Source organism: Clostridium sp. cel8 (genome assembly GCF_014050525.1).
Taxonomy (GTDB): domain Bacteria; phylum Bacillota; class Clostridia; order Clostridiales; family Clostridiaceae; genus Clostridium_B.
In genome coordinates, this window is sequence record NZ_JACGAG010000004.1 from 161,312 (window position 1) to 187,118 (window position 25,807).

A 25,807-nucleotide genomic window follows, 5' to 3' on the forward strand; every position below is an offset into this window, starting at 1 on the left:
GTCACCTCGGTACCATTTTATAGGATCTAATAGAAAATATACTTTAATAAAATATAACTCTAGTAAATATATTTTACATAATGTATTTTAACATTGCAAATAATATATAATTTATATATAATATACAATTTAAATGAAGTATATTATTTTTACTAATGCAATAAAAATATTTTTAATAAATTGCTATATTGTGATAAAATTAAAATTGATTATAATGATAAGGAGTTTAAATATGAATATAAGTATGGATAAAGTGATAAGAGCTATGTCTGCAGCTCTTGATCTAGCTCAAATGAGTTCTAGAAAGAACAATGATGACACTCCTATTATAGAACGTGTAAGCAATATAAATTATTCTGATCATAAATTTCTAAATCATTCTCAGAGAACGGCATATATTGCCATTGAAATTGCAAATTATCTTAATTTATCTGAAAATGAGAAGAAGAGGATATATTTGGTTGCACTTCTCCATGATATTGGAGCAGCAAACTCCTTTAAGGAAAGCCATTCATCTGATGTATTTATAAAGAAACATTGCATAACAGGAGCAGATATAACAAAGAATTTTCCAAAATTTCATGATATATCTAAAATAATATTATATCATCATGAAAATTTTAATGGCAGTGGAGTTCATGGATTAAAGAAAGATGAAATACCAATTGAGAGCCAAATAGTTAGAATTTCTGATTCAATAGAACTTTTATATAGAGAAGACAGAGAAACTTTTAAACAAAAAGAAGTTGTTCGTAATTGGGTTAAGAAAAAAGAGAATATTATATTTTCCAAAGATATTGTAGATGCATTTCTTGCAATATCATCTAAAGATATGTTTTGGCTAGACATGGCAAACATAGCTTTTATGGATGTGGTTATGAATAGGGTAAAGCCTAAATTGGATTTATATCTTAATTTAGAAGAACTTGAAATTATAGCGGAGATATTTGCAAATATTATAGATGATAAGAGTAAATTTACAGCTACACATTCTAAGGGAATTGCAAAGCTTGCATACATGGTTTCAACTCACATAGGATATGATGAGGAAAAGTGTATTAAAATGAAAATATCAGGACTTTTGCATGACATAGGTAAGGTAGCTATACCAACTAATATATTAGATAAGAAAGGTAAACTAACTTCTGAGGAATTTGATATAATAAAATCACATGTCTATTATACAAGAATAATATTGGATAAAATTGAAGATATACCTGATATAAGTGAATGGGCATATAATCATCATGAAAAATTAAATGGGCATGGATATCCTGCAGGTTTAACAGCAAAAGATCTATCAGAGGAATCTAGAATTTTGGCAGTGTGTGATATATATCAAGCATTAACTGAGGATAGACCTTATAGAAAAGGTCTAAAAATTGATAAGACATTTTCTATAATGAATGATATGGTAGAACAAGGATTTATATGTGAACATGCCTTTGAAAATTTAAAAGCTACTATTGAATCCTCAAACAAATCTGATTTTGAACAGTTATAGTAATGAGGTGAATTCTGATGGTATTTTATTCAAATTGTGTAAATGATACTATGTGTTTGGGAAGAAAGTTAGGGGAACTTTTAAAACCTGGTGATATAATATGTTTAAATGGAGATCTTGGAACTGGAAAGACACATTTTGTAAAAGGATTGGCTAAAGGACTTGAAATAGTGGATACTATAACAAGTCCTACATTTGCAATAGTAAATGAGTATAATGGGAGGTTAAAATTTTACCACTTTGATGTGTATAGGGTAAATGATCCAGATGAGATAGAAGCTATAGGATTTGATGAATATATATTTAGTGAGGCTGTAAGTGTTATAGAATGGTCAGATTATATAGATGAACTTATACCGAAAGAACATATTGATGTAAGAATTGAAAAAGATAATTTAAAAGATTACAATTGCAGAATTATAAAAATAAATTATTGTGGAAGTAGATATGATTATATAAAGGAGTTAAGTAAAATATGAATATATTGAGTTTGGATTCTTCAACAGAATCTGCAACCTGTTCAGTTATTTCAGAAGATAAACTATATGGCGAAATAACATTTAATTATAAAAAGCAGCATTCAAAGGTACTGATGCCTATGGTAGATGAGCTTCTTAAGAATATTAATATGGATATAAATTCAATTGATGGATTTGTAGTTTCAAAGGGACCTGGATCTTTTACTGGTCTTAGAATTGGTGCTGCACTAATAAAAGGATTAAGTCAGGGAACAGGAAAGCCATTTGTTGGTGTGTCTTCTTTAGATGCATTGGCATATGGATTGAGTTATACATCTGGTGTAATATGTCCTATAATTGATGCACTTAGAGGAAATGTTTATACGGCTTTGTATAGATTTGAAAAATCTACTTTGATAAAAATAAGTGATTATATGATAATATCAGTAAAAGAACTTGTTGATAAATTAAATAAAACAGGAGATAGGGTTTGTTTTGTAGGTGATGCACTTAAAAAACATAAAAATTATATTTCGGAAAATATTCAAACTGAACATATATTTGCACCTATTAGTTTAAATATTGTAAAAGCTTCTTCATTAGGTGAGTTGGGAATAAAGTTGATGAAAAATAATATATACGATGATATATATAACTTTGCACCTTTTTATCTTAGAAAATCTCAAGCTGAGAGAGAATATGAGAAGAAAGTGAAGTTAACAGGTGATGAATAATATAGATATAGTTCCTCTAAAATTAGAGCATATTGATAGTGTTTTAGAAATAGACAGACTTTCTTTTAAAACACCTTGGAGCAGAGAATCACTTGTGAAGGAAGTCGATGGCAACAAGTTTTCAAGGTATGTAGCTGCAGTTATCTATGGAAATGTTATAGGATATGCAGGTATGTGGATAATTATTGATGAAGCTCACATTACTAATATAGCTGTGCATCCACAATACCGAGGTATAGGTGTTGGAAATATGTTAATGGAAAAGCTTATAGAAATATGTAAACGTGAAGGTATAGGTGATATGACTCTTGAAGTTAGGAAATCCAATATAATAGCTCAAAGTTTATATAAAAAATATGGATTTTTAGCAGAAGGTATGCGAAAGAATTATTATATTGATAATAAAGAGGATGCTATAATAATGTGGAATCATAAAATTCTATAAAATTTAAATTATATGAAGGAAATAAACATATTTTCATAGAATATTTAATTAATATAGAAAGGATGTGTTATTATGGAAAAGAAAAAATTATTGGTACCACTTGATGGGACAGACAGAAGTATGCATTCTCTTGATTGGCTAAAGAACGTATTTAAAAAAGATGAAGTAAAAATAACATTAATGAACGTTAAAGAAATAGTTATAGCAAACGACATGGTAGTTACAAATGATGAAATTAAGAGAGTTCAGCTGGAAAGTGAAAATATTTTGAATGAAGCAGAAAAAAAACTTGAAGGTTATGAAATTGAAAAATATTGTGCATTCGGTTATGCTGCGGATGAAATATTGTTAAAGGCTAAAAGAGATGATTTTGATGCTGTAATAATGACAAAATCAACCAAAAAAGGTTTAGCTAGAATGATTGGATCTGTAACTAGTAAGGTGCTTAGAAATATTCAAACGATTCTTATAATTGTTCCAGAATAAAGTTTATAATTTAGTCCGTAAAACCACTGTGCCTTGCGCCTGTGGATGTAAGGACTTTAAAAGAGTAGGATTAAATGTCCTACTCTTTTAACTATACAAACTTTATAATAACCTTTACTCCATAACCCACTACCCCTTTCAATATTTTCACTAGTTATAACAAAAAAATATTATGTTAAAATAAACATATGTAACTATGCAAGGAGGTGAGAATAAATACAAACTTCTTACAAAGAAGAAACATCCACTTGTGGGTGTGGTAGTTCACAATGACAAAATAAACTATAAGATTATATATTTATTAAATTATTATGGAGGGAATATAATGAATCTAAAGTCAGATATAGAGATAGCTCAGCAATGCCATATGCAGAATATAACTGATATTGCAAAAAAATTGAATATACCAGAAGAAAATGTAGAACTATATGGAAAATATAAAGCGAAGATAGATTATAATGTTTTGAAAAAAACTTCTGGTAAAGAGGGAAAATTAATATTGTGTACTGCTATAAATCCTACTCCTGCAGGAGAGGGGAAGACCACAACTTCTATAGGACTTGCAGATGCACTTTCAAAGCTTGGAAAATCAACTGTTGTTGCACTTAGAGAACCTTCAATGGGACCTGTATTTGGAATAAAAGGTGGTGCAGCTGGTGGTGGATATGCGCAAGTTGTTCCTATGGAAGACATAAATCTTCACTTTACAGGAGATATACATGCGCTTACATCAGCTAATAATTTGCTTGCTGCCATGATAGATAACCATATTCAACATGGTAACTCTCTTGATATAGATCCAAAGAGAATAACTTGGAGAAGATGTGTTGATATGAATGATAGACAGCTTAGATTTATAGTAGATGGACTGGGTGGTAAGGTAAATGGAACTCCAAGAGAAGATGGATTTGATATAACAGTTGCATCTGAGATTATGGCTATATTTTGCCTCGCAAAAAATATAAAAGATCTTAAAGAAAGAATCTCAAAAATAATCATAGGATATAATAGAAGTGGAGAACCTGTAACAGCCCATGATTTAAAAGCAGAAGGTGCTATGGCAGCACTTTTAAAAGATGCTCTTAAGCCGAATTTAGTTCAGACTCTTGAAGGTACACCTGCATTTATTCATGGAGGACCTTTTGCAAATATTGCACATGGATGTAATTCAATAATGGCAACTAAAATGGCAAGACACTTTGGAGATTATGCTGTAACTGAGGCAGGTTTTGGTGCTGATCTTGGAGCTGAGAAATTCTTAGATATAAAATGTAGAATGGCTGGATTGAAGCCTGATGCTGTAGTTATAGTAGCTACTGTTAGAGCCCTTAAATACAATGGTGGTGTGGAAAAATCAAATCTTGGAGAGGAAAATTTAGAAGCTCTAAAGGCAGGAATACCAAATTTACTTAAACATGTTGAAAATATAACAAAAGTGTTTAAATTGCCAGCAGTAGTTGCCCTTAATAAGTTCCCTACAGATACTGAAGCTGAACTTAAGCTAGTAGAAACTGAATGTAAAAAGCTTGGAGTAAATGTAAAGCTATCTGAAGTTTGGGAAAAAGGTGGAGAAGGTGGAATAGAACTTGCAAAAGAAGTTCTTAGAATTATAGATGAGGAAGAAAATAACTTTGAATTTGCCTATAGCTTGGATCTTTCTATTAGAGATAAGATAAGAACAATAGCAAGAAGGATATATGGTGCAAAAGATGTAAACTTTACTAAAGAAGCGGATAAAGAGATAAATAATTTAGAAAAATTAGGATTTACAAATATACCTGTATGTATAGCAAAAACTCAGTATTCACTGACAGATGATCAGACAAAGCTTGGAAGACCAACTGATTTTACAATTACAGTAAGACAGGTGTCAATATCTGCAGGAGCTGGTTTTTTAGTTGCAATGACAGGTTCAATAATGAAAATGCCAGGGCTTCCAAAGGTACCTTCTGCAGAAAAAATAGATGTTGATGAAAATGGAGTAATAAGTGGACTATTTTAGAATAGTTATGATATAGGAGGTAAGAGTATGAAAATTATAGATAATCCATGTAGGGATTTTATAGAGGAGTTATCATCTAAAAAAGCAATACCAGGAGGCGGTGGAGCGGCTGCTTTGGATGGTGCAATGGGTTCTGCTCTTTTAAGCATGGTCTGTAATTTGACTCTAGGAAAGAAAAATTATATGCAATATACGGAAAAACTGACCCAGGTATTAAAAAGTGCAGGAGATCTAAAAGAGGAATTTTTGAATATGGTAGATGAGGATGCTGAAAATTTCATACCACTTTCAAAAGCCTATGGACTTCCATGTAGTACTGAAGATGAAAAAGAGAAAAAGAAAGAAATTATGGATAAATGTTTAAAATCAGCATGTAACGTTCCTATTAAGATAATGAGGAAGTGTTATGATACTATACTTTTGCACAATTCCATAGTTGATATTTGCTCAAAGCTTGTGCTTAGTGATGTAGGAGTAGGAGTTCAATGTCTTAAATCATCAGTTGCAAGTGCATATCTCAATGTTCTCATTAATATTAAACTTATAGAAGATGAGAGCTATGTATCCAAAGTTAAAGAAGAGATTGATCCTTTATTAAAGGATTCGCTTAAAATAGCTGATGATGTTTATAAAAAAGTAGTGGAAAAACTTTCAGAGTAAAATTTTTAAAGTAAAATGATATAATTTGAATTTTAGATAGGAGATACATAAATGGGAAGGATAATTAAAGGAAAACCTGTAGCAGATGAAATAACTAATAATTTAATCTGTGAAGTAAAAAAATTAAAGTTAAAAGATATCAATCCCAAGCTTGCAGTGGTAAGAGTTGGTGAAAATGAGGATGCTATTTCTTATGAAAGAGGAATTTTAAATAGATTTAGCCGTATTGGAATAGATGTGCAAGTTGAGAAGTTACCTGAAGATATTAGTGAAAAGAGCTTTATATCCACTATAGAGAAGATGAATGTAGATGATAGTATAAACGGAATAATGGTATTTAGGCCACTTCCAAAGCAGTTAAATGAGAATACTATAAAATATGTAATAGATCCTAAAAAGGATGTGGATTGTTTTAATCCAATAAATATGTCTAAAATACTGGAGAATGATATTTCTGGATTTTTGCCATGTACTCCTGCAGCCGTAATTTCAATTTTAAACTACTATAAAATTGAAGTTTCAGGAAAAAAAGTAGTTGTAATTGGGAGATCTATGGTAGTTGGAAAACCTCTTTCACTTCTTCTTCTAAATAAAAATGCTACAATTACAATTTGTCATTCTAAAACGAAAAATTTACAATCGGAGGTTTCTAAGGCGGATATAGTCATAGCTTGCATAGGAAAGGCTAAAATGATAGATTCAAGTTATATTAAAGATGGTGCTGTTATAATAGATGTTGGAATAAATACTGACGAAAGTGGAAATTTATGTGGAGATGTTGATACAGAAGATTGCATGAAAAGTTGCGAAATGATAACACCTGTGCCAGGTGGAGTTGGATCAGTTACTACATCAATACTTGCACAGCAACTTATAAAAGCATGTAAATTTCAAAATAACTTTAATGGATTTTAATAAGACTTGAATATTTATTAGATTTGTGTTAAACTTTTATTGTAATAAAAAACTGTAATTAAAAAATAAAATTTGGCAGAGTTTATGAGAGCCAATTTTAAGGTGTATTTTTATACCTTAAAATTGGCTTTTTTTATTGACTTAATAACTGAATATAGTGTGTATATTAGTATATAAATTGTATGTATTAATATTCTAAATTCAGTATATAAAATAAGAGGAGGCATATTCAATGTTTGATGTAACAATTATAGGTAGTGGGGTTGTTGGAAGTGTAATTGCAAGGGAACTATCAAGGTATAAATTGAATATATGTGTACTTGAAGCAGATTCAGATGTGGCAAATGGAACAAGTAAAGCAAATAGTGCTATAGTCCACGCTGGATTTGATGCAAAACCTAACACGCTTAAAGCTGAATTGAATGTAAAAGGAAATACTATGTTTGATAATCTTTCTAAGGAGCTGGATTTTCCATTTAAGAGAATAGGATCCTTTGTATTATGCTTTAATGAAAACGAATTAGAAAATTTGGACAAGTTAAAAGAACAAGGCGAAAAAAATGGAGTGCCAAATCTTCAAATAATAAGTGGTAATGAGGCAAGAAAAATGGAGCCAAATTTATCAGATAATGTAGTAGCTGCACTTTATGCACCAACTAGTGGCATTGTCTGTCCTTATGAAATGACTATAGCATTAGCTGAAAATGCAGCAGACAATGGAGTTGAATTTAGATTTAATAGCAGAGTTGTTTCTGTAAAAAAATGCGATGATATATACAAAATAAAGACTGATAAAGATGAAATAGAAACTAAATTAGTTATAAATGCTGCAGGTGTATTTGCAGATGTAATAAATAATATGGTAAGTTCAAATAAAATTCATATAATTCCAAGAAAAGGACAATATTGTTTATTTGATAAGGCTGTAGGAAATATGGTTTCAAGAACTATATTCCAGCTTCCAACTAAAATGGGTAAAGGAGTACTTGTTACTCCAACAGTAGATGGAAATTTGCTTGTAGGACCTAATGCAGAAGATATTGAGGATAAAACTGATGTAACAACTACAAGTGAAGGATTGGATTTTGTAACTAAAAAAGCAAGTCTTAGCATAAAACAAATTCCTATGAGGCAAGTTATAACGTCATTTTCAGGACTTAGAGCTCATAGTACTGCAGGAGATTTTATAATAGGTGAGGCAGAAGATGCAAAAGGTTTCATAAATGCTGCAGGTATAGAGTCACCTGGACTTTCAAGTGCACCAGCTATAGGAGAGATGGTAAAAAATATAGTAGTTGAAATATTGAATCCGGAAAAAGATGAAAAATTTAATCCTATAAGAAAAGGAATACCTAAATTTAGAGAGATGAACAATGAGGAAAGGAAAAAACTTATAGCAAGTGATAAAAGGTATGGAAGAATAGTATGTAGATGTGAAACTGTTACAGAAGGAGAAATAGTAAATTCCATAAATAGAACTCTTGGAGCAAAAACTTTAGATGGAGTTAAGAGAAGAACTAGAGCAGGAATGGGAAGATGTCAATCTGGATTCTGTTCACCTAAGGTAGTTGAAATAATATCAAGAGAACTTGGAATATCACCTGAAGAGGTAACTAAATTTGGTAATCACTCGAATATATTGGTTGGAAAAGATAAAGAAGATATTTAATTATTTAATTAAAAAATCCTGTTTTTGAATATAATTTAGAATAGTTGGAGGTTAGAAATATGGAAAAGCATGATATAGTTATAATTGGTGGAGGCCCTGCAGGCCTTGCAGCTGCTATCTCCGCACGAGAAAATGGAATAGATGATATATTGATATTAGAAAGAGATAATCAATTAGGTGGAATATTGAATCAGTGCATTCATAATGGTTTTGGACTTCACACTTTTAAAGAAGAATTAACAGGCCCAGAATATGCTCAGAGATTTATAGATAAAGTAAAAGAGATGGAGATACCATATAAATTAAATACAATGGTGTTAGATTTAAGTAAAGATAGAAAGATAACAGCTGTAAATGAAGAAGATGGAATAATTGAAATTCAAGCTAGTGCAATTATACTTGCTATGGGATGTAGAGAAAGACCAAGAGGAGCTATAAATATACCTGGAAGTAGATGTGCTGGTATATATACAGCAGGAGCTGCACAAAAATTTGTAAATGTTGAAGGATATATGCCTGGTAAAGAAGTAGTAATACTTGGTTCTGGAGATATAGGCCTTATAATGGCAAGGAGGATGACACTAGAAGGAGCAAAAGTTAAAGCTGTAGTAGAGCTTATGCCTTATTCAAGTGGCCTTAAAAGAAATATTGTTCAGTGTTTAGATGACTTTGGAATACCACTGAAATTAAGTCACACTATTACTAATATAAAAGGAAAAGACAGAGTTGAGGGTGTAACTATTGCTGAAGTAGGAAGTGATAGAAAACCAATTAAGTCAACTGAAGAGTATATATCTTGTGATACAATTTTACTTTCAGTAGGACTTCTTCCTGAAAATGAATTGTCGAGAAAAGCAGATATAAATCTTTCAAACGTTACAGGTGGTCCATTAGTTGATGAAAGTCTTGAAACTAATGCAGAAGGTATATTTGCCTGTGGAAATGTACTTCATGTTCATGATTTAGTTGATAATGTAACTTTAGAGAGTGTAAATGCAGGAAAAAGTGCAGCTGAATTTGTAAATGGAAAAAGATTTGTTGGAGATAAAATAGAAGTTATAGCAACTGATGGAGTTAGATATACTGTTCCAAAGTATATTAATCCAGAGAATGTAGAGAAATTTTTAGATGTAAGATTTAGAGTTGGTCAAGTTTATAAAGATAGCTATATATCCGTTTATTTTGATGATACTAGAGAAGTGCATCTTAAAAAGAGAATACTTACACCTGGTGAAATGGAAACTGCAAAACTTTTGAAAACTCAATTTGACAAACATCCAAATTGCAAGAGTATAACTATAAAGGTTGAGGAGGAATAATAATATGGAAAACAGAGAATTAACTTGTATAGGTTGCCCTATGGGATGCCAGCTTCTAGTTAAATTAGATGGAGATAAGGTTATAGAAGTTACAGGTAACACCTGTAAAAAAGGTGAAATATATGCACAAAAAGAATGTACAAATCCTACAAGGATAGTTACATCTTCAGTATATGTTAAAAATGGTGAAATAGATGTTGTTCCAGTTAAAACTGAAAAAGATATTCCTAAGGGAAAAATATTTGACTGTATAAAGGCATTAAAAGGTGTAGTTGTAGAAGCACCTATAAATATTGGGGATGTAGTTGTAGAAAATATATTAGGTACAGGTGTTAATATAATTGCTACAAGAAAAATAGAAAGAAAAGAAAAAAAGAATAATAAGACTGCTTAAATATCCAATATATATTATTAGCTTTTACATTTGATTATATATAAGTTAGATTTTTAAAATAGCCGGTACACTGTATTGGCTATTTTTATTTGAATTGATGTATAATATTGTTTATAATTATAGATGCTTTAACTTAAACGTTTGAATTTAAAAGGGGAATGTAATATGGACAGTAGCAAACTAAAAAAATTGCTTGAAGAACTCTCATCATTTGAGCAACTGAAATATTATAGTATACCTGATATAGATTTGTATATGGATCAGGTTACTACATTTATTGATGAAAAATTAGGATATTTAAAGAGAAATGAAAAAGATACTGCAATTACAAAGACTATGATTAATAATTATACTAAAGCAGGAATATTAATGCCTCCAAATAAAAAGAAATATTCTAAGCAGCATATGATATTGATTATACTTATTTATTATTTAAAACATATATTATCTATAAGTGATATTCAAAGGTTGTTTTTACCTATAGTGAAATCAATTAATTCAGGAGAAAATAGAGATGAGGATCTTGAATATATCTATAATAGTTTTTTAAAAATAGAAAAAAGGCAGATAGATGAATTTGTTAAAAATTTTTATGACCATAGGAAAGATATATCTGTAAAACAGGATTATAAGGAAAGTTTAAAGGATGACGAAAATTCAAATAATGATGAAGATATAAGAAACTTAGTTGTAACTGTAATTACTTTAATTGTAAAGGCAAATATAGAAAAGAGAATGGCAGAGAAAATAATTGATGAGTTCTTTTAATAGGCTTAAATTAGAATAATTTGTTAAAACAGTTCTTACATATTATAGTTTTACCATTGTTTCCACTAATTGCATCTTTATGGCTTACGGTTTTTCCGCAAATTTCACATTTTAATGTGGAATTTGATGTTTTATTTTTTATAGGTATACTTTTATTTTTTGATAGAAAATTTGGAGCTCTTTTTTTATTTGGAGGAGGTGAATATGTAATTGGCTTTTCACGATTTTCTCTTTTTATTACATTGTAATCTATAAAATATTGACTTTCTCCAAATAATTCTAACTCAAATCTAGGATTGTCCTTATCGTAGAATTCTTCAATAATTAATCGTCTTATTTGAGCATCATTTACTATAAGACCACTTTTTTCAATGCCATCAAATATACTTTTTGTTATGTTGTTTGTATCAGGATGCCTTTTACAACTTTTATAGTATACCTTAAGTACTGCAATCAAAGATTCTGATAAGATAATTCCAGGATTTTGACATCTTGCTTCATAGGCTATTTTTTCTTCGTACAATGCATATCTATCGTGATATTTGCCAGAATTGTATGGGAGAATAGCTCTTCCATTTATATTAAATAATTTGAAATTTGATTTAGATATAGGTGAACCATCAATTATTACTTTAGCATATGTTTTATCCATTGTATTCTCCTCGATTGATTATTATATAATATTATAACATATAGAAATTACTAAGAAAATTTAATATGAATTTTTTGAAAATATACTTCTCATATATTGGGTTGTATTTTATAAGGACTAATACTAGAATAGTATATATTAAAAAGTTCATTATAAAATAATTGTTGAAATGGAGAATGTAAAAGTATGGGAAAAGATATAAAAATACTTGCAATTGAAAGTAGCTGTGATGAAACTTCTGCAGCAGTTGTTGTAAATGGAAGAGAAGTCCTTTCAAATATAATATCTTCTCAAATAGATGTACATACTAAATTTGGAGGAGTTGTTCCGGAAATAGCTTCAAGAAAACATATAGAAGCTATAGGTATTGTAGTTGATAAGGCTTTAAATGAAGCAAATGTTGATTTAAATGATATAGATGCAATAGGAGTTACATATGGACCAGGACTTGTAGGAGCACTTCTTGTAGGACTTCAATACGCAAAAGGCCTTGCATATGCTATAGATAAGCCTTTAATTGGAGTAAATCACATAGAGGGACACATAAGTGCAAATTTTATACAGTATAAAAATTTGAATCCACCATTTGTGTGTCTTGTAGTTTCTGGAGGACATACTTATCTTGTATATATGAAAGATCATGGAAGTTTTGAAGTAATGGGAAGTACAAGAGATGATGCTGCAGGTGAGGCTTATGATAAAGTTGCCAGGGCAATAGGTCTTGGATATCCAGGAGGGCCTAAGATAGATAAAATTGCAAGAGAAGGCAATGAGAATGCCATTAAATTTCCAAGGGCAAATTTTCATGACAATAAATCCCTTGATTTTTCCTTTAGTGGACTTAAGTCTTCCGTATTGAATTATTTAAATCAGAAGAAGATGAAAGATGAATCTATAAATAGGGCGGATGTAGCAGCCTCATTTCAGAAAGCTGTAATAAGTTTTTTAATTGATAATTCTTTGAAGGCATGTAAACTAAAAAATGTAGATAAAATAGCTGTAGCTGGTGGGGTAGCTGCAAATACATATTTAAGGGAAAATTTAATTTCTGAATGTAGTAAGAATGGAATAGATGTATTGTTTCCAGATTTTGTACTATGCACTGATAATGCAGCTATGATTGGAAGTGCTGCATATTTTGAATATAAAAAAGGAATATTTTCAGGAATGGATTTAAATGCTATACCAAATTTAAAACTTGGTGAAAGATAGTCTAATTAAAAAATTCATTTCATGTGATTTGTCATATGGATTGGATATGGATAAATTTATGAAAATAGGATGCATTAATAAATTTACAATATATATAATGATGATACTTTGTATAATAATTGCAAGTATAAAAAATTATATATTCAATTGAAATAATTTTAATGCTTATATATAATAATATTATGTCTAAAAAATTATGTCTAAAAATTGCTTGTAATTGTTTGATAAATTAATAATATTTATCGTTTTTTACATAAGGGGGTTGTTTTAATTTGATAAAAAAATTTAAGAGGGTTCTTGTGGCAAACAGAGGAGAAATTGCAATCAGAGTGTTTAGAGCTTGTAATGAGCTTGGCATAAGAACTGTAGCTATTTATTCCGATGAAGATAAAAGGTCACTATTTAGAACAAAGGCTGATGAGGCTTATTTAATAGGAAAAAATAAAGGACCAGTAGATGCATATTTAAATATTGATGAAATAATAAATATAGCTCTAAAAAAGGGAGTAGATGCAATACATCCTGGATATGGTTTCCTTTCAGAAAATCATGAATTTGCAAAGAAGTGTGAAGATGTAGGTATAGAATTTATAGGTCCTACAGCTGATATGATGCAAAAACTTGGGGATAAAATAACTTCTAAAATATTTGCAGAAAAAGCAGGAGTAAATACTATTCCTGGAGTAAAAAAACCTATAAAATCTGAAAGTGAAGCAATAAAGTATGCAAGATATTGTGGGTATCCAGTTATGATAAAGGCAGCTGATGGTGGCGGCGGAAGAGGAATGCGAATAATAGAAAAGGAAGAAGATCTTTTAGAAGCATATAGAAATGCAAGAAGTGAGTCTTTAAAAGCTTTTGGATCAGATGAAATGTTTATTGAAAAGTATATAGATAGTCCAAAACATATAGAAGTTCAGATACTTGGAGATAAATATGGAAATATAGTTCACCTACATGAAAGAGATTGTTCTATACAAAGAAGACACCAGAAAGTTATAGAGTTTACACCTGCTTTTGCACTTCCACAAAGTCTTAGAGATGATATATGTAATGATGCACTTAAAATAGCTAGATTAGTAAATTATAGAAGTGCAGGAACTTTAGAATTTTTAGTAGATAAACAAGGTAATCACTATTTTATAGAAATGAATCCTAGAATTCAAGTTGAACATACTATAACTGAGATGGTTACAGGAATAGATATAGTCCAGAGCCAGATACTTATAGCTGAAGGTTACAGTCTTGATTCAAAAGAAATAGGAATTAAATCTCAAGAGGAAATACAACCAAGAGGATATGCAATACAATGTAGAATTACAACAGAGGATCCAGCAAATAATTTCGCACCTGATACAGGAAGAATAGATAAATATATGACAGGTTCTGGTTTTGGTATAAGGCTTGATGGTGGAAATGGATTTACAGGAGCTATAATAAGTCCTTATTATGACAGTCTACTTGTAAAGACAATTTCATGGTCGAGAAGTTTTGAAGATGCTGTTAGAAAAGCTATAAGGTCAGTTAAAGAAACTGTTGTAGCAGGAGTAAAGACAAATGTAGATTTTCTTATAAATGTGTTGAATCATGAAGATTTTATAAAGGGAAAATGTGATACTAATTTTATAGCTAATAATCCTCAATTAGTTGATATATCACCTAAACAAGATATTGAATTGAAGATATTGAATTTTATAGGAGAAAAAGTTGTAAATGAAACTCATGGTGAAAAGGTTGATTTTGATGTTCCTGTAGTTCCTAAGGTGGAATTTGATGGTGAATTAAGAGGTACCAAGCAAATATTAGATGAAGAGGGACCAGAGGGATTAATAAAGTGGATTAAGTCGCAAAACAAGCTATTACTTACAGATACCACTATGAGAGATGCACATCAATCCCTTATGGCAACTAGAATGAGAACAAAAGATATGATAAAGATAGCCAGAGATGAATCTATAATAGCAAAAGATTTGTTTTCCATGGAAATGTGGGGCGGTGCAACTTTTGATGTAGCCTATAGATTTTTAAAAGAATCTCCTTGGAAAAGGCTTGAAGAACTTAGAAAGAGAGTTCCTAATATATTGTTCCAAATGCTTATAAGAGGTGCAAATGCAGTTGGATACAAAAATTATCCTGATAATGTAATAAGATCTTTCATAAAGGAATCCGCTCAGTCGGGAATTGATGTATTTAGAATATTTGATTCTTTAAATTGGCTTAAAGGAATGGAAGTTGCAATAGATGAGGTGTTAAACCAAGGTAAAATAGCTGAGGCATGTATGTGCTATACAGGTGATATACTTGACACAAATAGAGATAAGTACACTTTAGATTACTATGTTAAATTGGCAAAGGATATTGAAAAATCAGGAGCTCATATACTTGGAATAAAAGATATGTCAGCACTTTTGAAACCTTATGCAGCAGCAAAACTTATAAAAGCACTTAAAAACGAGATATCAATACCAATTCATCTTCATACTCATGATACAACTGGGAATGGAGTTGCTACAGTACTTATGGCAGCACATGCAGGAGTTGATATAGCAGATGTTGCATTTAGTAGTATGTCTGGACTTACAAGCCAACCATCACTTAATACTATAGTGGCATCACTTAAAAATACAGCAAGGGATACAGGTCTTGACCAAGATGGTCTTCAAAAAATTTCTGATTACTGGAGTGCTGTAAGACCTGTATATAGCAAGTTTGAATCTGGGCTTAAAACTGGTACTGCTGAAATATACAAATATGAAATACCTGGTGGACAGTATTCAAATTTGAAGCCACAAGTTGAGAGTTTTGGGATTGGGCATAGATTTGAAGATGTAAAAGATATGTATAGAAGAGTTAATATCATGTTAGGAGATATAGTAAAGGTAACACCTTCTTCTAAGATGGTTGGAGATATGGCTATATTTATGATTAAAAATGGACTTGATGAGAAGAATATATATGAAAAAGGGAAAAATTTGACTTTTCCAGATTCTGTAGTTGCGTATTTTAAGGGTATGATGGGGCAACCTATGGGAGGATTTCCTAAAAGATTACAAGAACTTGTATTAAAAGGTGAAAAGCCTCTTGACAAGAGACCAGGAGAATTTCTTCCAGATGTTGATTTCGATAAAATAAGAAAATATCTTATGGAAAAATATAAGAGAGATTTTTCAAATAAAGAAGTCATTAGTTATGCACTTTATCCTGATGTATATGAAGACTACTTAAAATATTTGAAAGAACATGGAGATTTCAGTTGTATGGGAAGTGATATATTTTTCCATGGACTGCGTGAAGGTGAAACCTGTGAAATTGATATAGCTGAAGGAAAGACGCTTATAATTCAACTTCTTGAAATAGGAAAAGTTGATTCACAAGGGTATAGGTATGTAGTATTTGAAGTGGACGGAAACAGAAGAGATGTAAGGATAAAAGATAGAGCAAGTTTAGAAAATGTACATTCTTATGATGATGATATTATTATGGCAGATAGTGAAAGTGAAAATGAAATAGGAGCTAGTATTCCTGGAAATATAGTTAAGATATTAGTAAATCCAGGAGATGAAATTAAGAAAGGCGAAAGTCTTTTAGTAATAGAAGCTATGAAAATGGAGACGAATATAACAGCTTCAAAAGATGGAATTATAGATGAAATATTTGTGAAAGAAAAACAACAGGTAAAACCAGGACAGCTTTTAATAAAGCTTAAATAATTATATTGTAGGATTTGGTATAATTTTAAAATATTGTATCAAATCCTATTTTTACTATAAAATTATAATAATTTTACTACAATAAATTTTTTAGTTGTGTTAGAATATTTATAATTTGAAATTTTGCAGGAGGTTTTCATAAAGTGGAAAATATAGGATTAGTCTTAGAAGGTGGAGGAATGAGAGGACTTTATACAACAGGAGTTCTGGATTTTTTTATGCATAAAAATCTATACTTTCCATATGTTATAGGAGTTTCTATGGGAGCTTGTAATGCGGCATCATATATTTCCAGACAAAAAGGAAGAACTAAAAGAGTAAATATAAATTATATTGATGATCCAAGATATTTGAGCATTAAAAACTGGATTAAAAAAAAGGGGATATTTGGTTCAGATTTTGTCTTTGATGAAATTCCAAATAAGATTGAGTTGTTTGATACGGAAACATTTAATAAAGCAAAGGAAAGATTTATAATAGTAACTACAGATTGTGATAGTGGAAAGCCTGTTTATTTTGAAAAAAGTGAGTGTCAAGATGAAATACTTGACGTAATTAAGGCATCTAGTAGTTTACCTTTTGTGTCACCTATTGTAAAGTATAAAGGAATTAATTTACTTGATGGGGGAATATCAGATCCAATACCAGTGAAAAAATCTATAGAAGATGGGAATAATAAAAATGTAATTGTACTTACTAGAAATAAAGGATATTTAAAAAAACCTTTAAAGATGAAATTCTTAGTAAAGAAAGTATATAGTTCTCATAAAGGTTTGATTGATTCAATGATAAATCGTTATAGAAAGTATAATGATACCATAAAATATATTGAAAAACTTGAAAGAGAGGGAAAGGCGTTTGTAATACGTCCTTTAGAAACTATGAAAGTTAAGAGGATAGAAAAAGATAAGAAAAAACTTAATGAACTTTATGAACAGGGCTATAGAGATGCGAAAAATTGTTATGAAAATCTTAAAAAATGGATTGAATCCAACTAAAAATATGAAGGGAGAATTTAAATGGATATAGGAGAAGTTTACAATGGTTTTAAATTTATTGAAAGTAAGAATATAGATGAATTAAAATCTGAAGCAATGATTTTTAAGCATGAAAAAAGTGGTGCAAGATTGTTTTTCTTGAAAAATGATGATGATAACAAAGTATTTGCTATAAGCTTCAGGACACCTCCTGAAAATAGCAAGGGTATACCACATATACTTGAACATTCTGTGCTATGCGGATCTAGGAAGTTTCCAGTAAAGGAACCATTTGTTGAACTTGTTAAAGGATCACTTAATACTTTCTTAAATGCATTTACATTTCCAGATAAAACTATGTATCCTGTTGCAAGTGTGAATGATAAAGATTTTGAAAATCTTATGGATGTATATTTAGATGCAGTATTTTATCCTAATATATATAAATATCCTGAAATCATGATGCAAGAAGGATGGCATTATGAAATGGAAAGAAAAGATAGTGAAATAAACTATAAAGGTGTTGTATACAATGAAATGAAAGGTGCATTTTCATCTCCAGAGTCTATATTATTTAGAAAAATTTCAGAATCGCTTTATCCTAGTACACAATATGCAGTAGAGTCTGGTGGAGATCCAGATGTTATTCCAACTCTTACAAATGATGAATTCTTAAATTTCCACAAGAAATACTATCATCCTTCAAATAGTTATATTTATCTGTATGGAAATATGGATATACAGGAAAAACTTAAATTTTTAGATGAAAAATATTTGAAAGAATTTGATGCTATAAATATAGATTCTACACTTAGAGAAGAGGCTCCATTTAAAAAACCAACTGAGATGAATATAAATTATCCTATATCAAATTCAGAAGATGATAAAGATAAAACATTCTTGAGTTTAAATTATGCTGTTTCAAAAGCTTCCGATTCAGAACTATATTTGGCCTTTGATATACTTGAGTATTTGCTTCTTGAAACTCCATCTTCTCCACTTAAGAAAGCACTTATAGATTCAAATATAGGAAAAGATGTTTTTGGATCTTTTGAAGGAAGTATGTTGCAACCTATGTTTAGCATAGTTGTTAAAAATTCAAACGAAAATGAAAAAGATAAGTTTAAGAAAGTAGTTAAAGATACACTGCAAAGTCTTGTTGATAACGGAATAGATAAAAAGCTTATAGAAGCTTGTATAAATATAAAGGAATTTGGACTTAGAGAAGCTGATTATGCAGGATATCCAAAAGGGCTCATTTACGGGATGAAGGTTATGGATGCTTGGCTTTATGATGCGAAACCATGGATTCATTTAAATTATGAAGAAAATCTTAAAAAGATAAAAACTGCTTTAAATGAAAATTATTTTGAAAGACTTATAAGTAAATATATATTGAATAATAACCATAGCTCACTTATTGTAGTAAAACCTGAAAAAGCACTTCAGGAGAAAAAAGATGAAATTACAAGAAATAAACTTTCTCATTTTAAAAATGAACTTTCAGATAAAGAGTTAGATAAAATAGTAAATGACACAATAAGTTTAAAACAAAGACAGCAGGCTGAGGATAAAAAGGAAGATTTAGAGAAAATACCTCTTCTTTCAATATCTGATATAAATAAAAAGTCAAAAAAATTGGATTTAGTTGAAAACAATGAGTATGGTGTAAAAACTTTATTGCATCCTGTATTCACAAATGGAGTTATTTATTTAGATTTATATTTCGACTCAAGTACTGTAAAAGAAGAGCTAATACCATATGTATCCCTTCTTTCAAATGTTTTAGGAAAGGTAAGTACTGATAATTATAATTACGAAGATTTGTCAAAGAATATAAACATATATACAGGAGGAATAAACTTTAGCGGTGAATCTATTTCTAAAAATGAAGATGCAGATGTGTTTTATCCTAAGTTTATAGTTAAGTCAAAAGTATTAAAAGAAAATGCAAAAAAACTTTCAAAATTAATAAACGAAATAGTAAATCACAGTAAATTCGATGAGTATAAGAGAATAAGGGAAATAATTCGTGAGATAAAATCTAGAATAGAAATGACTATGTTTGATATGGGTCATCTTGTAGTTGCAAATCGTGTTATGTCATATTTCTCGAATACAGGTAGATATGATGATATGTTAAATGGAGTTGAATTCTATAATTTCATATGTAAACTTGAAGAGAATTTTGAAAGTTGTAAAGAAGAGATAAGTAATTCTTTGAAGGAGGCTGCTTCTCTTATATTCAATAAAAATAATCTAATTGTTGGAACTACCTGTGAAAAAGAAGATTATCCTGAATTTAAAGGAATAATAAAAGAGATATGTTCTGAGTTGAATGATGAAGTTTTAGATCATAAAAAATATGATTTTAAATTGGAAGCCAAAAATGAAGGACTTATGACTTCTGGAAAAGTTCAATATGTAGCAAAAGCATATAATTTTAAAAAGCTTGGATATTCATATACTGGAAGTTTACAGGTACTGAAATCAATAGCAAATTACGATTATCTCTGGAATGAAGTTAGAGTTCAAGGCGGAGCTTATGGATGTTTCTCTGCATTTTCTAGAAATGGCAATATGTTTTTTACTTCATATAGGGATCCAAACTTAGATAAAACTATAAATATATATAATAAGGCAGGAGAATTTTTAGCAAATTTTAAAGCTGATGAAAGACAAATGAATAAATATATAATAGGTACAATATCTAATGTAGATCGTCCTCTTTCTCCTTCAGCTGAAGGTCATAAAGCTTTTAGAAGTTATATTGCTAACATAAGTTATGAAGACATTCAAAGAGAGAGAGATGAAATTTTAGGTACTACAGTTGATGATATAAAGAAATTTGCTCCACTTATTTCAGATGTAATGAAAGAAAACTATATTTGTGTACTTGGAAATGAACAGAAGATATTAAATAATAAAAATATATTTAATAGCACTGTAAACTTATTTAAATAAAATTAAGACTCCAGTTGGAGTCTTAACTTTATAATTTGAATTAGGCTAAGCTACTTTCATTTTTCTCATCATAATCTCCTGATTTTAGATCTTTGATCCAATGTCTTATACTTTCATAGAGTATAACTACAAGTATAAGCATAAGTATGAAAGAAAGTACTACAAGTAAGGTTTTACCATTTGGTATATAGTTTGAGAATATATTAGTAATTGATGCCATAAGGGTAACTACTGATATAAATGCCATAGGAATTACTGTTATTGGTATATACTTTTTCTTTCCCATTCGTATAAGCACTGATGTACCTATTGCAAAAGATATAGCTGCCAAACTTTGATTTGCTACACCAAATAGCGGCCAAATTGTGGATATGTTACCTGTATATAATAAGTATCCCCAGGAAAATGACATTATAAAACTGAAAAATATTATATTGAACCAAGAATCTCTTCTTTCAAAAGGTTTGTAAAATTTGCTTAATAAGTCCTGAAATAGATATCTACCTATTCTTGTTCCTGAATCTATTGTTGTAAGTATAAATAAAGCTTCAAACATTATACAGAAATGATACCAGTAGGACATAAGTCCTTTCATACCGGGAAGCTTATAAAATACATAGGACATACCAACTGCAAGAGATACTGATCCACCAGGTCTTCCTGCTAATTGTTCACCTGCAAGTTGTGATAACATTGGAAGTTCTTTTGGAATCATTCCTAGTTTTGCAAAAGCAGCTGGTGCTGAGTTTATGGCAAAGTAATCAGCAGTTGGAAGACATGTTGCGGCAATTAATGCCATTAAAGCTATGAAGGACTCTATTATCATTGATCCGTATCCTATAGGAAGTATATCCTTTTCATTTGCTATAAGTTTAGGTGTAGTGCCTGTACTAATTAATGCATGAAAACCTGAAAGTGCACCACAGGCTATAGTTATAAATACAAATGGTATAACTTTACCAGGAACGATAGGGCCACCTCCACTTACAAATTTAGTTATTGCAGGCATTTGAAGTGTTGGTCTTACAAATATTATTCCGATTACTAGAAGTCCTATTACACCAAGTTTCATATATGTGCTTAAATAATCTCTTGGGAGTAGAAGAAGCCATACAGGTAGTACTGATGCACAAAATCCGTAAATAGCAAGAATAAGTGACATTTGCTTTGCATTAAATGTAAGATATGGAGCAATAGCTGAATTTTGAATGTAAGGTCCTGCAATAACACCGACCAATATGAGAGCCATTCCTATGATTGTAGCTTCTGCTATTTTTCCAGGTCTTAAAAATTTTAGATATATACCTACTAAAATGGCTACAGGAATTGTAAAACCTACAGTGAAAGTTCCCCAAGGGCTATTATAGAGTGAATTTACAATAGGAAGTCCAAGACCTGCCATAGTTATTATTAATATGAATATTACTGAGATAGATGCAATAAATCCCATTCTCTCACCAAGATTTTTTCTTGCTATCTCAGCTATGGATTCTCCATTTTGTCTTACAGAAGCAAATAAGATTACCATATCGTGGACACCACCTGCTAAAACACCACCGATTAAAATCCAAAGTGCTCCTGGTAAGTAACCAAATTGTGCTGCTAAAACAGGACCAATAAGAGGACCTGCACCGGCAATTGCTGCGAAGTGATGACCTAAAAGTACCCACTTGTTAGTTGGTACATAGTCATGACCATCTTCTAACTTCTTTGATGGAACTTCACGAGTTTCATCAAGTACTAGAACTTTTGCTGCAATAAAAGCTCCATAAAACCTATAACCTAATACTAATACAAGTGCACCTATTATAACTAGGACTATAGAATTCATATAAAAACCTCCTTATTTTAATAATTTAATAGTATTTAGAATTCCATATGAAAACAATTTTATTAAACCGATTTCATATATTATATATTAATACTTTGAATTTTATTTTAATATTAAAAATCCATGAAGTGATAAAATTTGGAGGTGAGTTGTAAAAAATAAGGGTTGATTAACAAAATATTATATATAATGGTAATTATATATAACTTGACAATAATTATGAATTGGATAAAAATGAACTTATAAATTTAATATATTTTAGTGTGTTCAGGGAGTGTTTTACATGATATATATTCATCTTTTGGAGAGTATGTCTCTTATAGCTGTGGCAGCATATGTATACAGTCAAGTTAATATTTTTAAAAAATTAATAAAAAATGAACTAGAAAATTCAGATAAATTAATGCTTATAGTGTTTTTTGGATTATTAGGTATTTTAAGCAATTATACAGGAGTTGATGTAAGACCGTATAATATAAATAATAATAATATAGGTTTTTATGATGCAATAGCAAATACAAGACCAATAGCTGCCGTAGTAGCTGGATATATAGGAGGATCTTTTCTTGGAATTGGAGTTGGAGCTATAAGTGGACTTCATAGATATTTTCTAGGAGGATTTACTGCACTCCCATGTGCTTTAGCTACAATTTTTGAGGGCATTATAGGTGCTCTTACAAGAAAGTATTCAAATGATTCAGATTTTAATGTAAAACACATATTTATTGGTACAGTTGTAGCTGAGATAATTCAAATGGGAATAATACTTTTAATTTCAAGACCTTTTAGTATTGCATATAAACTTGTGAACATTATAGCTCTTCCGATGATACTAATAAATTCATTTGGTGCAGCAATTTTTGTAAATATAATAAAAAATGAAAGGGAATCATATAATATAATTGGAGCTATACAGGCACAAAAAGTGCTTAATATTGCACAAAAGACAGTTAATTATATGCGAAAAGGACTTAACGTTGAAACTGCAAAGAAGGTATCAAAGATAATATATGAAATGTCAGATATAGAAGGTGTATTTATTGGAGATAAACATAGGATACTTGCTTATTCAGGAAAGGAATTAAATAAAGATGAAGTTGATAAAAAATTAAGTGATTACTATGACAATCCTGGATATAGGATTATAGAAATTTCACATAAAAGAAAAAAATTAGTTTTTATTTTTATACCTTTTAATATAAGCAATTCTGATTTTGAAGGAATGCTTGGATTTGGAATAAAGTCAAAAAAACAATTAAATATTTATTTTAAGCAATTTATTGAGGAATTATGTAGTTTGCTATCAAATCAGATAGAACTTTATAAATTAAATAAGATGGCAGAAGAATTATCTACAGCTAAATTTCAGGTACTTAGAGCACAAATAAAACCACATTTTCTATTTAATACTTTAAATACTATTGCATCTCTTTGTAGAACAAATCCTTTAAAGGCCAGAGGACTTATAGTGGACTTATCAAATTATTTTAGACAGACTTTAAAAAATCAAGAAGATTTTTTACCTCTTAAATATGAAATCGAATTTATAAAGTCATATATTTCTATAGAAAAAGCTAGGTTTGGGAATAGATTGAAATTAGTCATAGATATACCTAAATCTTTAATGAATATCAATATGCCTGTATTCATACTTCAACCTATTGTTGAAAATGCTGTAAATCATGGAATACTTCCAAAAGCAGAAGGAGGTACTATTTTTTTAAAAGTTGATTTGTATAGAAATTATGAAAAGAGTAGAGATGAGCTTATTTTTTCAGTAGAAGATAATGGTGTTGGAATGGATAAAAAAATATTAAAAAATTTAATTAATAATTGTACAAGCATGGGACTTAAAAATGTCAATGAGCGATTAAAATTATTGTATGGTGAAAATTATAAAATAAATATAGAAACATTACCGAATAAGGGCACGAAAGTAAGTTTTTCTATACCTATAGAGGAAGGAGGACTATATTCTAAATGAATAATGATGGATTACATTGTATTATTGTTGAAGATGAGTTTCCAGCAGCAGAAGAATTGAAGTATATAATATCACGATATGAAGATATTATAGTTGACGGAATTGCGTCAAATGGTGAAGAGGGAATTAAATTTGTAAAATATAAAAGACCTGATGCTGTATTTTTAGATATAAATATGCCAATTAAAAATGGTATAGAACTTGCCAAGGAAATTAAGGAATTTGATGAATATATAGATATAATATTTGTAACAGCCTATGAAGAATATGCAGTAGAAGCATTTAAATTATATGCACTTGATTATGTACTAAAACCTTTTAATGAGAAGAGAATTGAGATTAGTGTAAAAAGATTAATTGAAAAGTGGAAGCAAAAATCAAAAGAAAGTGTGTTAGTTCCAGAAATGTTAAATGAAATAATAAATAAGATTGATAAAGAAAAGAAATTAATTAAGAAGATTCCTTGCGAAAAAAATGGTAGAATAGTATTGATAGACATAAAAGATATATTTTTTTGTTTTACAAAAAATGAGAAAACATATGTGAAGACATTACATGAAACCTACTCTATAGGGTATTCCCTTTATCAAATAGAGGAGAAGACCAATTTTTTTAGAACACATAGAAGTTATCTTGTAAATATGGACAATATAAAAGAAATATACTCATGGTTTAATGGAACTTATAAATTAGTAATGAATGATAAGGAAAATTCTGAAATTCCAATAAGCCGAAATAATGTAAAAAAGCTAAAAAAGTATCTTAAAATATAAATGGAGGATGAGTTTATGTCAATTGCAAATGTAAGTTTACAAGTATTACCTGTTGTTAAGGAGGAAGATTTGTACGAAGTTGTAGATAAAGTCATAGAATATATAGATTCCTGTGGAGTCAAATATGAAGTTGGGCCAATGGAAACTACTATGGAAGGAGAATTAGACGAACTTTTAAAAATAGTTTCTCATGCACAGAAGATATGTGTTGATAATGGAGCAAAAAGAGTTGCATCTGTAGTGAAAATTGACTATAAGCCTACTGGTATCACAATGGATGAAAAGGTGCATAAGTATAGAAATTAAATTTAATAACATGAAAAAATATCTGCATTTGAGTAAAGTAAAAT

Annotated in this window: 21 protein-coding genes; 19 read left to right on the forward strand and 2 right to left on the reverse strand. The window is 29.8% G+C overall.

Annotated features, from left to right (window positions below):
• Window positions 1-232: 232 nt before the first annotated feature.
• The 12 genes from H2684_RS05710 (at window position 233) to H2684_RS05765 (ending at window position 11,354) form a co-directional block, all read left to right on the forward strand.
• Window positions 233-1,504, forward strand: a complete 1,272-nt coding sequence (locus H2684_RS05710; RefSeq protein WP_182088447.1) for an HD domain-containing phosphohydrolase — start codon at window positions 233-235, stop codon at window positions 1,502-1,504.
• Window positions 1,505-1,521: 17 nt separating this feature from the next.
• Window positions 1,522-1,983 carry a tRNA (adenosine(37)-N6)-threonylcarbamoyltransferase complex ATPase subunit type 1 TsaE gene (tsaE, locus tag H2684_RS05715; RefSeq protein ID WP_182088448.1) on the forward strand — a complete coding sequence of 154 codons (462 nt, stop codon included), beginning with the start codon at window positions 1,522-1,524 and terminating at the stop codon, window positions 1,981-1,983.
• A complete protein-coding gene (tsaB, locus tag H2684_RS05720; protein ID WP_182088449.1) occupies window positions 1,980-2,696 on the forward strand; it encodes a tRNA (adenosine(37)-N6)-threonylcarbamoyltransferase complex dimerization subunit type 1 TsaB in 717 nt (238 codons plus the stop codon). Before tsaE ends, tsaB begins: the two co-directional genes overlap by 4 nt.
• Window positions 2,689-3,141: a ribosomal protein S18-alanine N-acetyltransferase gene (gene rimI, locus H2684_RS05725; RefSeq protein WP_182088450.1), complete on the forward strand. Its 453-nt coding sequence runs from the start codon at window positions 2,689-2,691 to the stop codon at window positions 3,139-3,141. The genes tsaB and rimI overlap by 8 nt, the downstream gene beginning before the upstream one ends.
• A 72-nt stretch (window positions 3,142-3,213) precedes the next feature.
• Window positions 3,214-3,627: a universal stress protein gene (locus H2684_RS05730; RefSeq protein WP_182088451.1), complete on the forward strand. Its 414-nt coding sequence runs from the start codon at window positions 3,214-3,216 to the stop codon at window positions 3,625-3,627.
• A 325-nt stretch (window positions 3,628-3,952) separates the two neighbouring features.
• Window positions 3,953-5,629, forward strand: coding sequence for a formate--tetrahydrofolate ligase (locus H2684_RS05735; protein WP_182088452.1), 1,677 nt, complete (start codon window positions 3,953-3,955; stop codon window positions 5,627-5,629).
• Between the two features lie 27 nt (window positions 5,630-5,656).
• On the forward strand, window positions 5,657-6,289 hold the full coding sequence (locus tag H2684_RS05740; RefSeq protein ID WP_182088453.1) for a cyclodeaminase/cyclohydrolase family protein: 633 nt from the start codon (window positions 5,657-5,659) through the stop codon (window positions 6,287-6,289).
• 51 nt (window positions 6,290-6,340) lie between these two features.
• On the forward strand, window positions 6,341-7,204 hold the full coding sequence (locus tag H2684_RS05745; protein WP_182088454.1) for a bifunctional 5,10-methylenetetrahydrofolate dehydrogenase/5,10-methenyltetrahydrofolate cyclohydrolase: 864 nt from the start codon (window positions 6,341-6,343) through the stop codon (window positions 7,202-7,204).
• A gap of 232 nt (window positions 7,205-7,436) precedes the next feature.
• A complete protein-coding gene (locus H2684_RS05750; protein WP_182088455.1) occupies window positions 7,437-8,873 on the forward strand; it encodes an NAD(P)/FAD-dependent oxidoreductase in 1,437 nt (478 codons plus the stop codon).
• A gap of 59 nt (window positions 8,874-8,932) precedes the next feature.
• Complete coding sequence (locus tag H2684_RS05755; RefSeq protein WP_182088456.1) at window positions 8,933-10,192, forward strand: FAD-dependent oxidoreductase; 1,260 nt, start codon at window positions 8,933-8,935, stop codon at window positions 10,190-10,192.
• A gap of 4 nt (window positions 10,193-10,196) precedes the next feature.
• On the forward strand, window positions 10,197-10,586 hold the full coding sequence (locus H2684_RS05760) for a DUF1667 domain-containing protein (protein WP_182088457.1): 390 nt from the start codon (window positions 10,197-10,199) through the stop codon (window positions 10,584-10,586).
• Window positions 10,587-10,751: 165 nt separating this feature from the next.
• A complete protein-coding gene (locus H2684_RS05765) occupies window positions 10,752-11,354 on the forward strand; it encodes a DUF1836 domain-containing protein (protein WP_182088458.1) in 603 nt (200 codons plus the stop codon).
• A 10-nt stretch (window positions 11,355-11,364) separates the two neighbouring features.
• On the opposite strand, the gene H2684_RS05770 is transcribed toward H2684_RS05765, so the two are convergent.
• Entirely contained in the window at window positions 11,365-12,006 is a 642-nt protein-coding gene (locus H2684_RS05770) for a RusA family crossover junction endodeoxyribonuclease (RefSeq protein WP_182088459.1), read from the reverse strand.
• A gap of 186 nt (window positions 12,007-12,192) precedes the next feature.
• On the opposite strand from H2684_RS05770, the gene tsaD reads away from it, so the two are divergent.
• The 4 genes from tsaD (at window position 12,193) to H2684_RS05790 (ending at window position 20,869) form a co-directional block, all read left to right on the forward strand.
• Window positions 12,193-13,218, forward strand: coding sequence for a tRNA (adenosine(37)-N6)-threonylcarbamoyltransferase complex transferase subunit TsaD (tsaD, locus tag H2684_RS05775; protein WP_182088460.1), 1,026 nt, complete (start codon window positions 12,193-12,195; stop codon window positions 13,216-13,218).
• Window positions 13,219-13,493: 275 nt separating this feature from the next.
• Window positions 13,494-16,928, forward strand: a complete 3,435-nt coding sequence (locus tag H2684_RS05780; protein WP_182088514.1) for a pyruvate carboxylase — start codon at window positions 13,494-13,496, stop codon at window positions 16,926-16,928.
• Between the two features lie 143 nt (window positions 16,929-17,071).
• Window positions 17,072-17,926, forward strand: coding sequence for a patatin family protein (locus H2684_RS05785; protein ID WP_182088461.1), 855 nt, complete (start codon window positions 17,072-17,074; stop codon window positions 17,924-17,926).
• A 21-nt stretch (window positions 17,927-17,947) separates the two neighbouring features.
• Complete coding sequence (locus tag H2684_RS05790; protein ID WP_182088462.1) at window positions 17,948-20,869, forward strand: insulinase family protein; 2,922 nt, start codon at window positions 17,948-17,950, stop codon at window positions 20,867-20,869.
• A 40-nt stretch (window positions 20,870-20,909) separates the two neighbouring features.
• Here H2684_RS05790 and H2684_RS05795 read toward each other — a convergent pair whose 3' ends face one another.
• Window positions 20,910-22,700, reverse strand: coding sequence for a carbon starvation protein A (locus H2684_RS05795; RefSeq protein WP_182088463.1), 1,791 nt, complete (start codon window positions 22,698-22,700; stop codon window positions 20,910-20,912).
• 283 nt (window positions 22,701-22,983) lie between these two features.
• Between H2684_RS05795 and H2684_RS05800 the strand changes: the two genes are divergently transcribed.
• Genes H2684_RS05800 through H2684_RS05810 form a run of 3 tightly spaced genes read left to right on the forward strand, consistent with a single transcriptional unit; the run spans window position 22,984 to window position 25,763 of the window.
• A complete protein-coding gene (locus H2684_RS05800) occupies window positions 22,984-24,684 on the forward strand; it encodes a LytS/YhcK type 5TM receptor domain-containing protein (RefSeq protein WP_182088464.1) in 1,701 nt (566 codons plus the stop codon).
• Window positions 24,681-25,457: a LytTR family DNA-binding domain-containing protein gene (locus H2684_RS05805; protein WP_182088465.1), complete on the forward strand. Its 777-nt coding sequence runs from the start codon at window positions 24,681-24,683 to the stop codon at window positions 25,455-25,457. The genes H2684_RS05800 and H2684_RS05805 overlap by 4 nt, the downstream gene beginning before the upstream one ends.
• Before the next feature lie 15 nt (window positions 25,458-25,472).
• Window positions 25,473-25,763: a thiamine-binding protein gene (locus H2684_RS05810; RefSeq protein WP_182088466.1), complete on the forward strand. Its 291-nt coding sequence runs from the start codon at window positions 25,473-25,475 to the stop codon at window positions 25,761-25,763.
• Window positions 25,764-25,807 lie beyond the last annotated feature (44 nt).

Bases quoted from the DNA above. Each gene is read 5' to 3' on its own strand.
- H2684_RS05710 (WP_182088447.1), top strand. From the start codon at position 233: ATGAATATAAGTATGGATAAAGTGATAAGAGCTATGTCTGCAGCTCTT.
- tsaE (WP_182088448.1), top strand. From the start codon at position 1,522: ATGGTATTTTATTCAAATTGTGTAAATGATACTATGTGTTTGGGAAGA.
- tsaB (WP_182088449.1), top strand. From the start codon at position 1,980: ATGAATATATTGAGTTTGGATTCTTCAACAGAATCTGCAACCTGTTCA.
- rimI (WP_182088450.1), top strand. From the start codon at position 2,689: ATGAATAATATAGATATAGTTCCTCTAAAATTAGAGCATATTGATAGT.
- H2684_RS05730 (WP_182088451.1), top strand. From the start codon at position 3,214: ATGGAAAAGAAAAAATTATTGGTACCACTTGATGGGACAGACAGAAGT.
- H2684_RS05735 (WP_182088452.1), top strand. From the start codon at position 3,953: ATGAATCTAAAGTCAGATATAGAGATAGCTCAGCAATGCCATATGCAG.
- H2684_RS05740 (WP_182088453.1), top strand. From the start codon at position 5,657: ATGAAAATTATAGATAATCCATGTAGGGATTTTATAGAGGAGTTATCA.
- H2684_RS05745 (WP_182088454.1), top strand. From the start codon at position 6,341: ATGGGAAGGATAATTAAAGGAAAACCTGTAGCAGATGAAATAACTAAT.
- H2684_RS05750 (WP_182088455.1), top strand. From the start codon at position 7,437: ATGTTTGATGTAACAATTATAGGTAGTGGGGTTGTTGGAAGTGTAATT.
- H2684_RS05755 (WP_182088456.1), top strand. From the start codon at position 8,933: ATGGAAAAGCATGATATAGTTATAATTGGTGGAGGCCCTGCAGGCCTT.
- H2684_RS05760 (WP_182088457.1), top strand. From the start codon at position 10,197: ATGGAAAACAGAGAATTAACTTGTATAGGTTGCCCTATGGGATGCCAG.
- H2684_RS05765 (WP_182088458.1), top strand. From the start codon at position 10,752: ATGGACAGTAGCAAACTAAAAAAATTGCTTGAAGAACTCTCATCATTT.
- H2684_RS05770 (WP_182088459.1), bottom strand. From the start codon at position 12,006: ATGGATAAAACATATGCTAAAGTAATAATTGATGGTTCACCTATATCT.
- tsaD (WP_182088460.1), top strand. From the start codon at position 12,193: ATGGGAAAAGATATAAAAATACTTGCAATTGAAAGTAGCTGTGATGAA.
- H2684_RS05790 (WP_182088462.1), top strand. From the start codon at position 17,948: ATGGATATAGGAGAAGTTTACAATGGTTTTAAATTTATTGAAAGTAAG.
- H2684_RS05795 (WP_182088463.1), bottom strand. From the start codon at position 22,700: ATGAATTCTATAGTCCTAGTTATAATAGGTGCACTTGTATTAGTATTA.
- H2684_RS05800 (WP_182088464.1), top strand. From the start codon at position 22,984: ATGATATATATTCATCTTTTGGAGAGTATGTCTCTTATAGCTGTGGCA.
- H2684_RS05805 (WP_182088465.1), top strand. From the start codon at position 24,681: ATGAATAATGATGGATTACATTGTATTATTGTTGAAGATGAGTTTCCA.
- H2684_RS05810 (WP_182088466.1), top strand. From the start codon at position 25,473: ATGTCAATTGCAAATGTAAGTTTACAAGTATTACCTGTTGTTAAGGAG.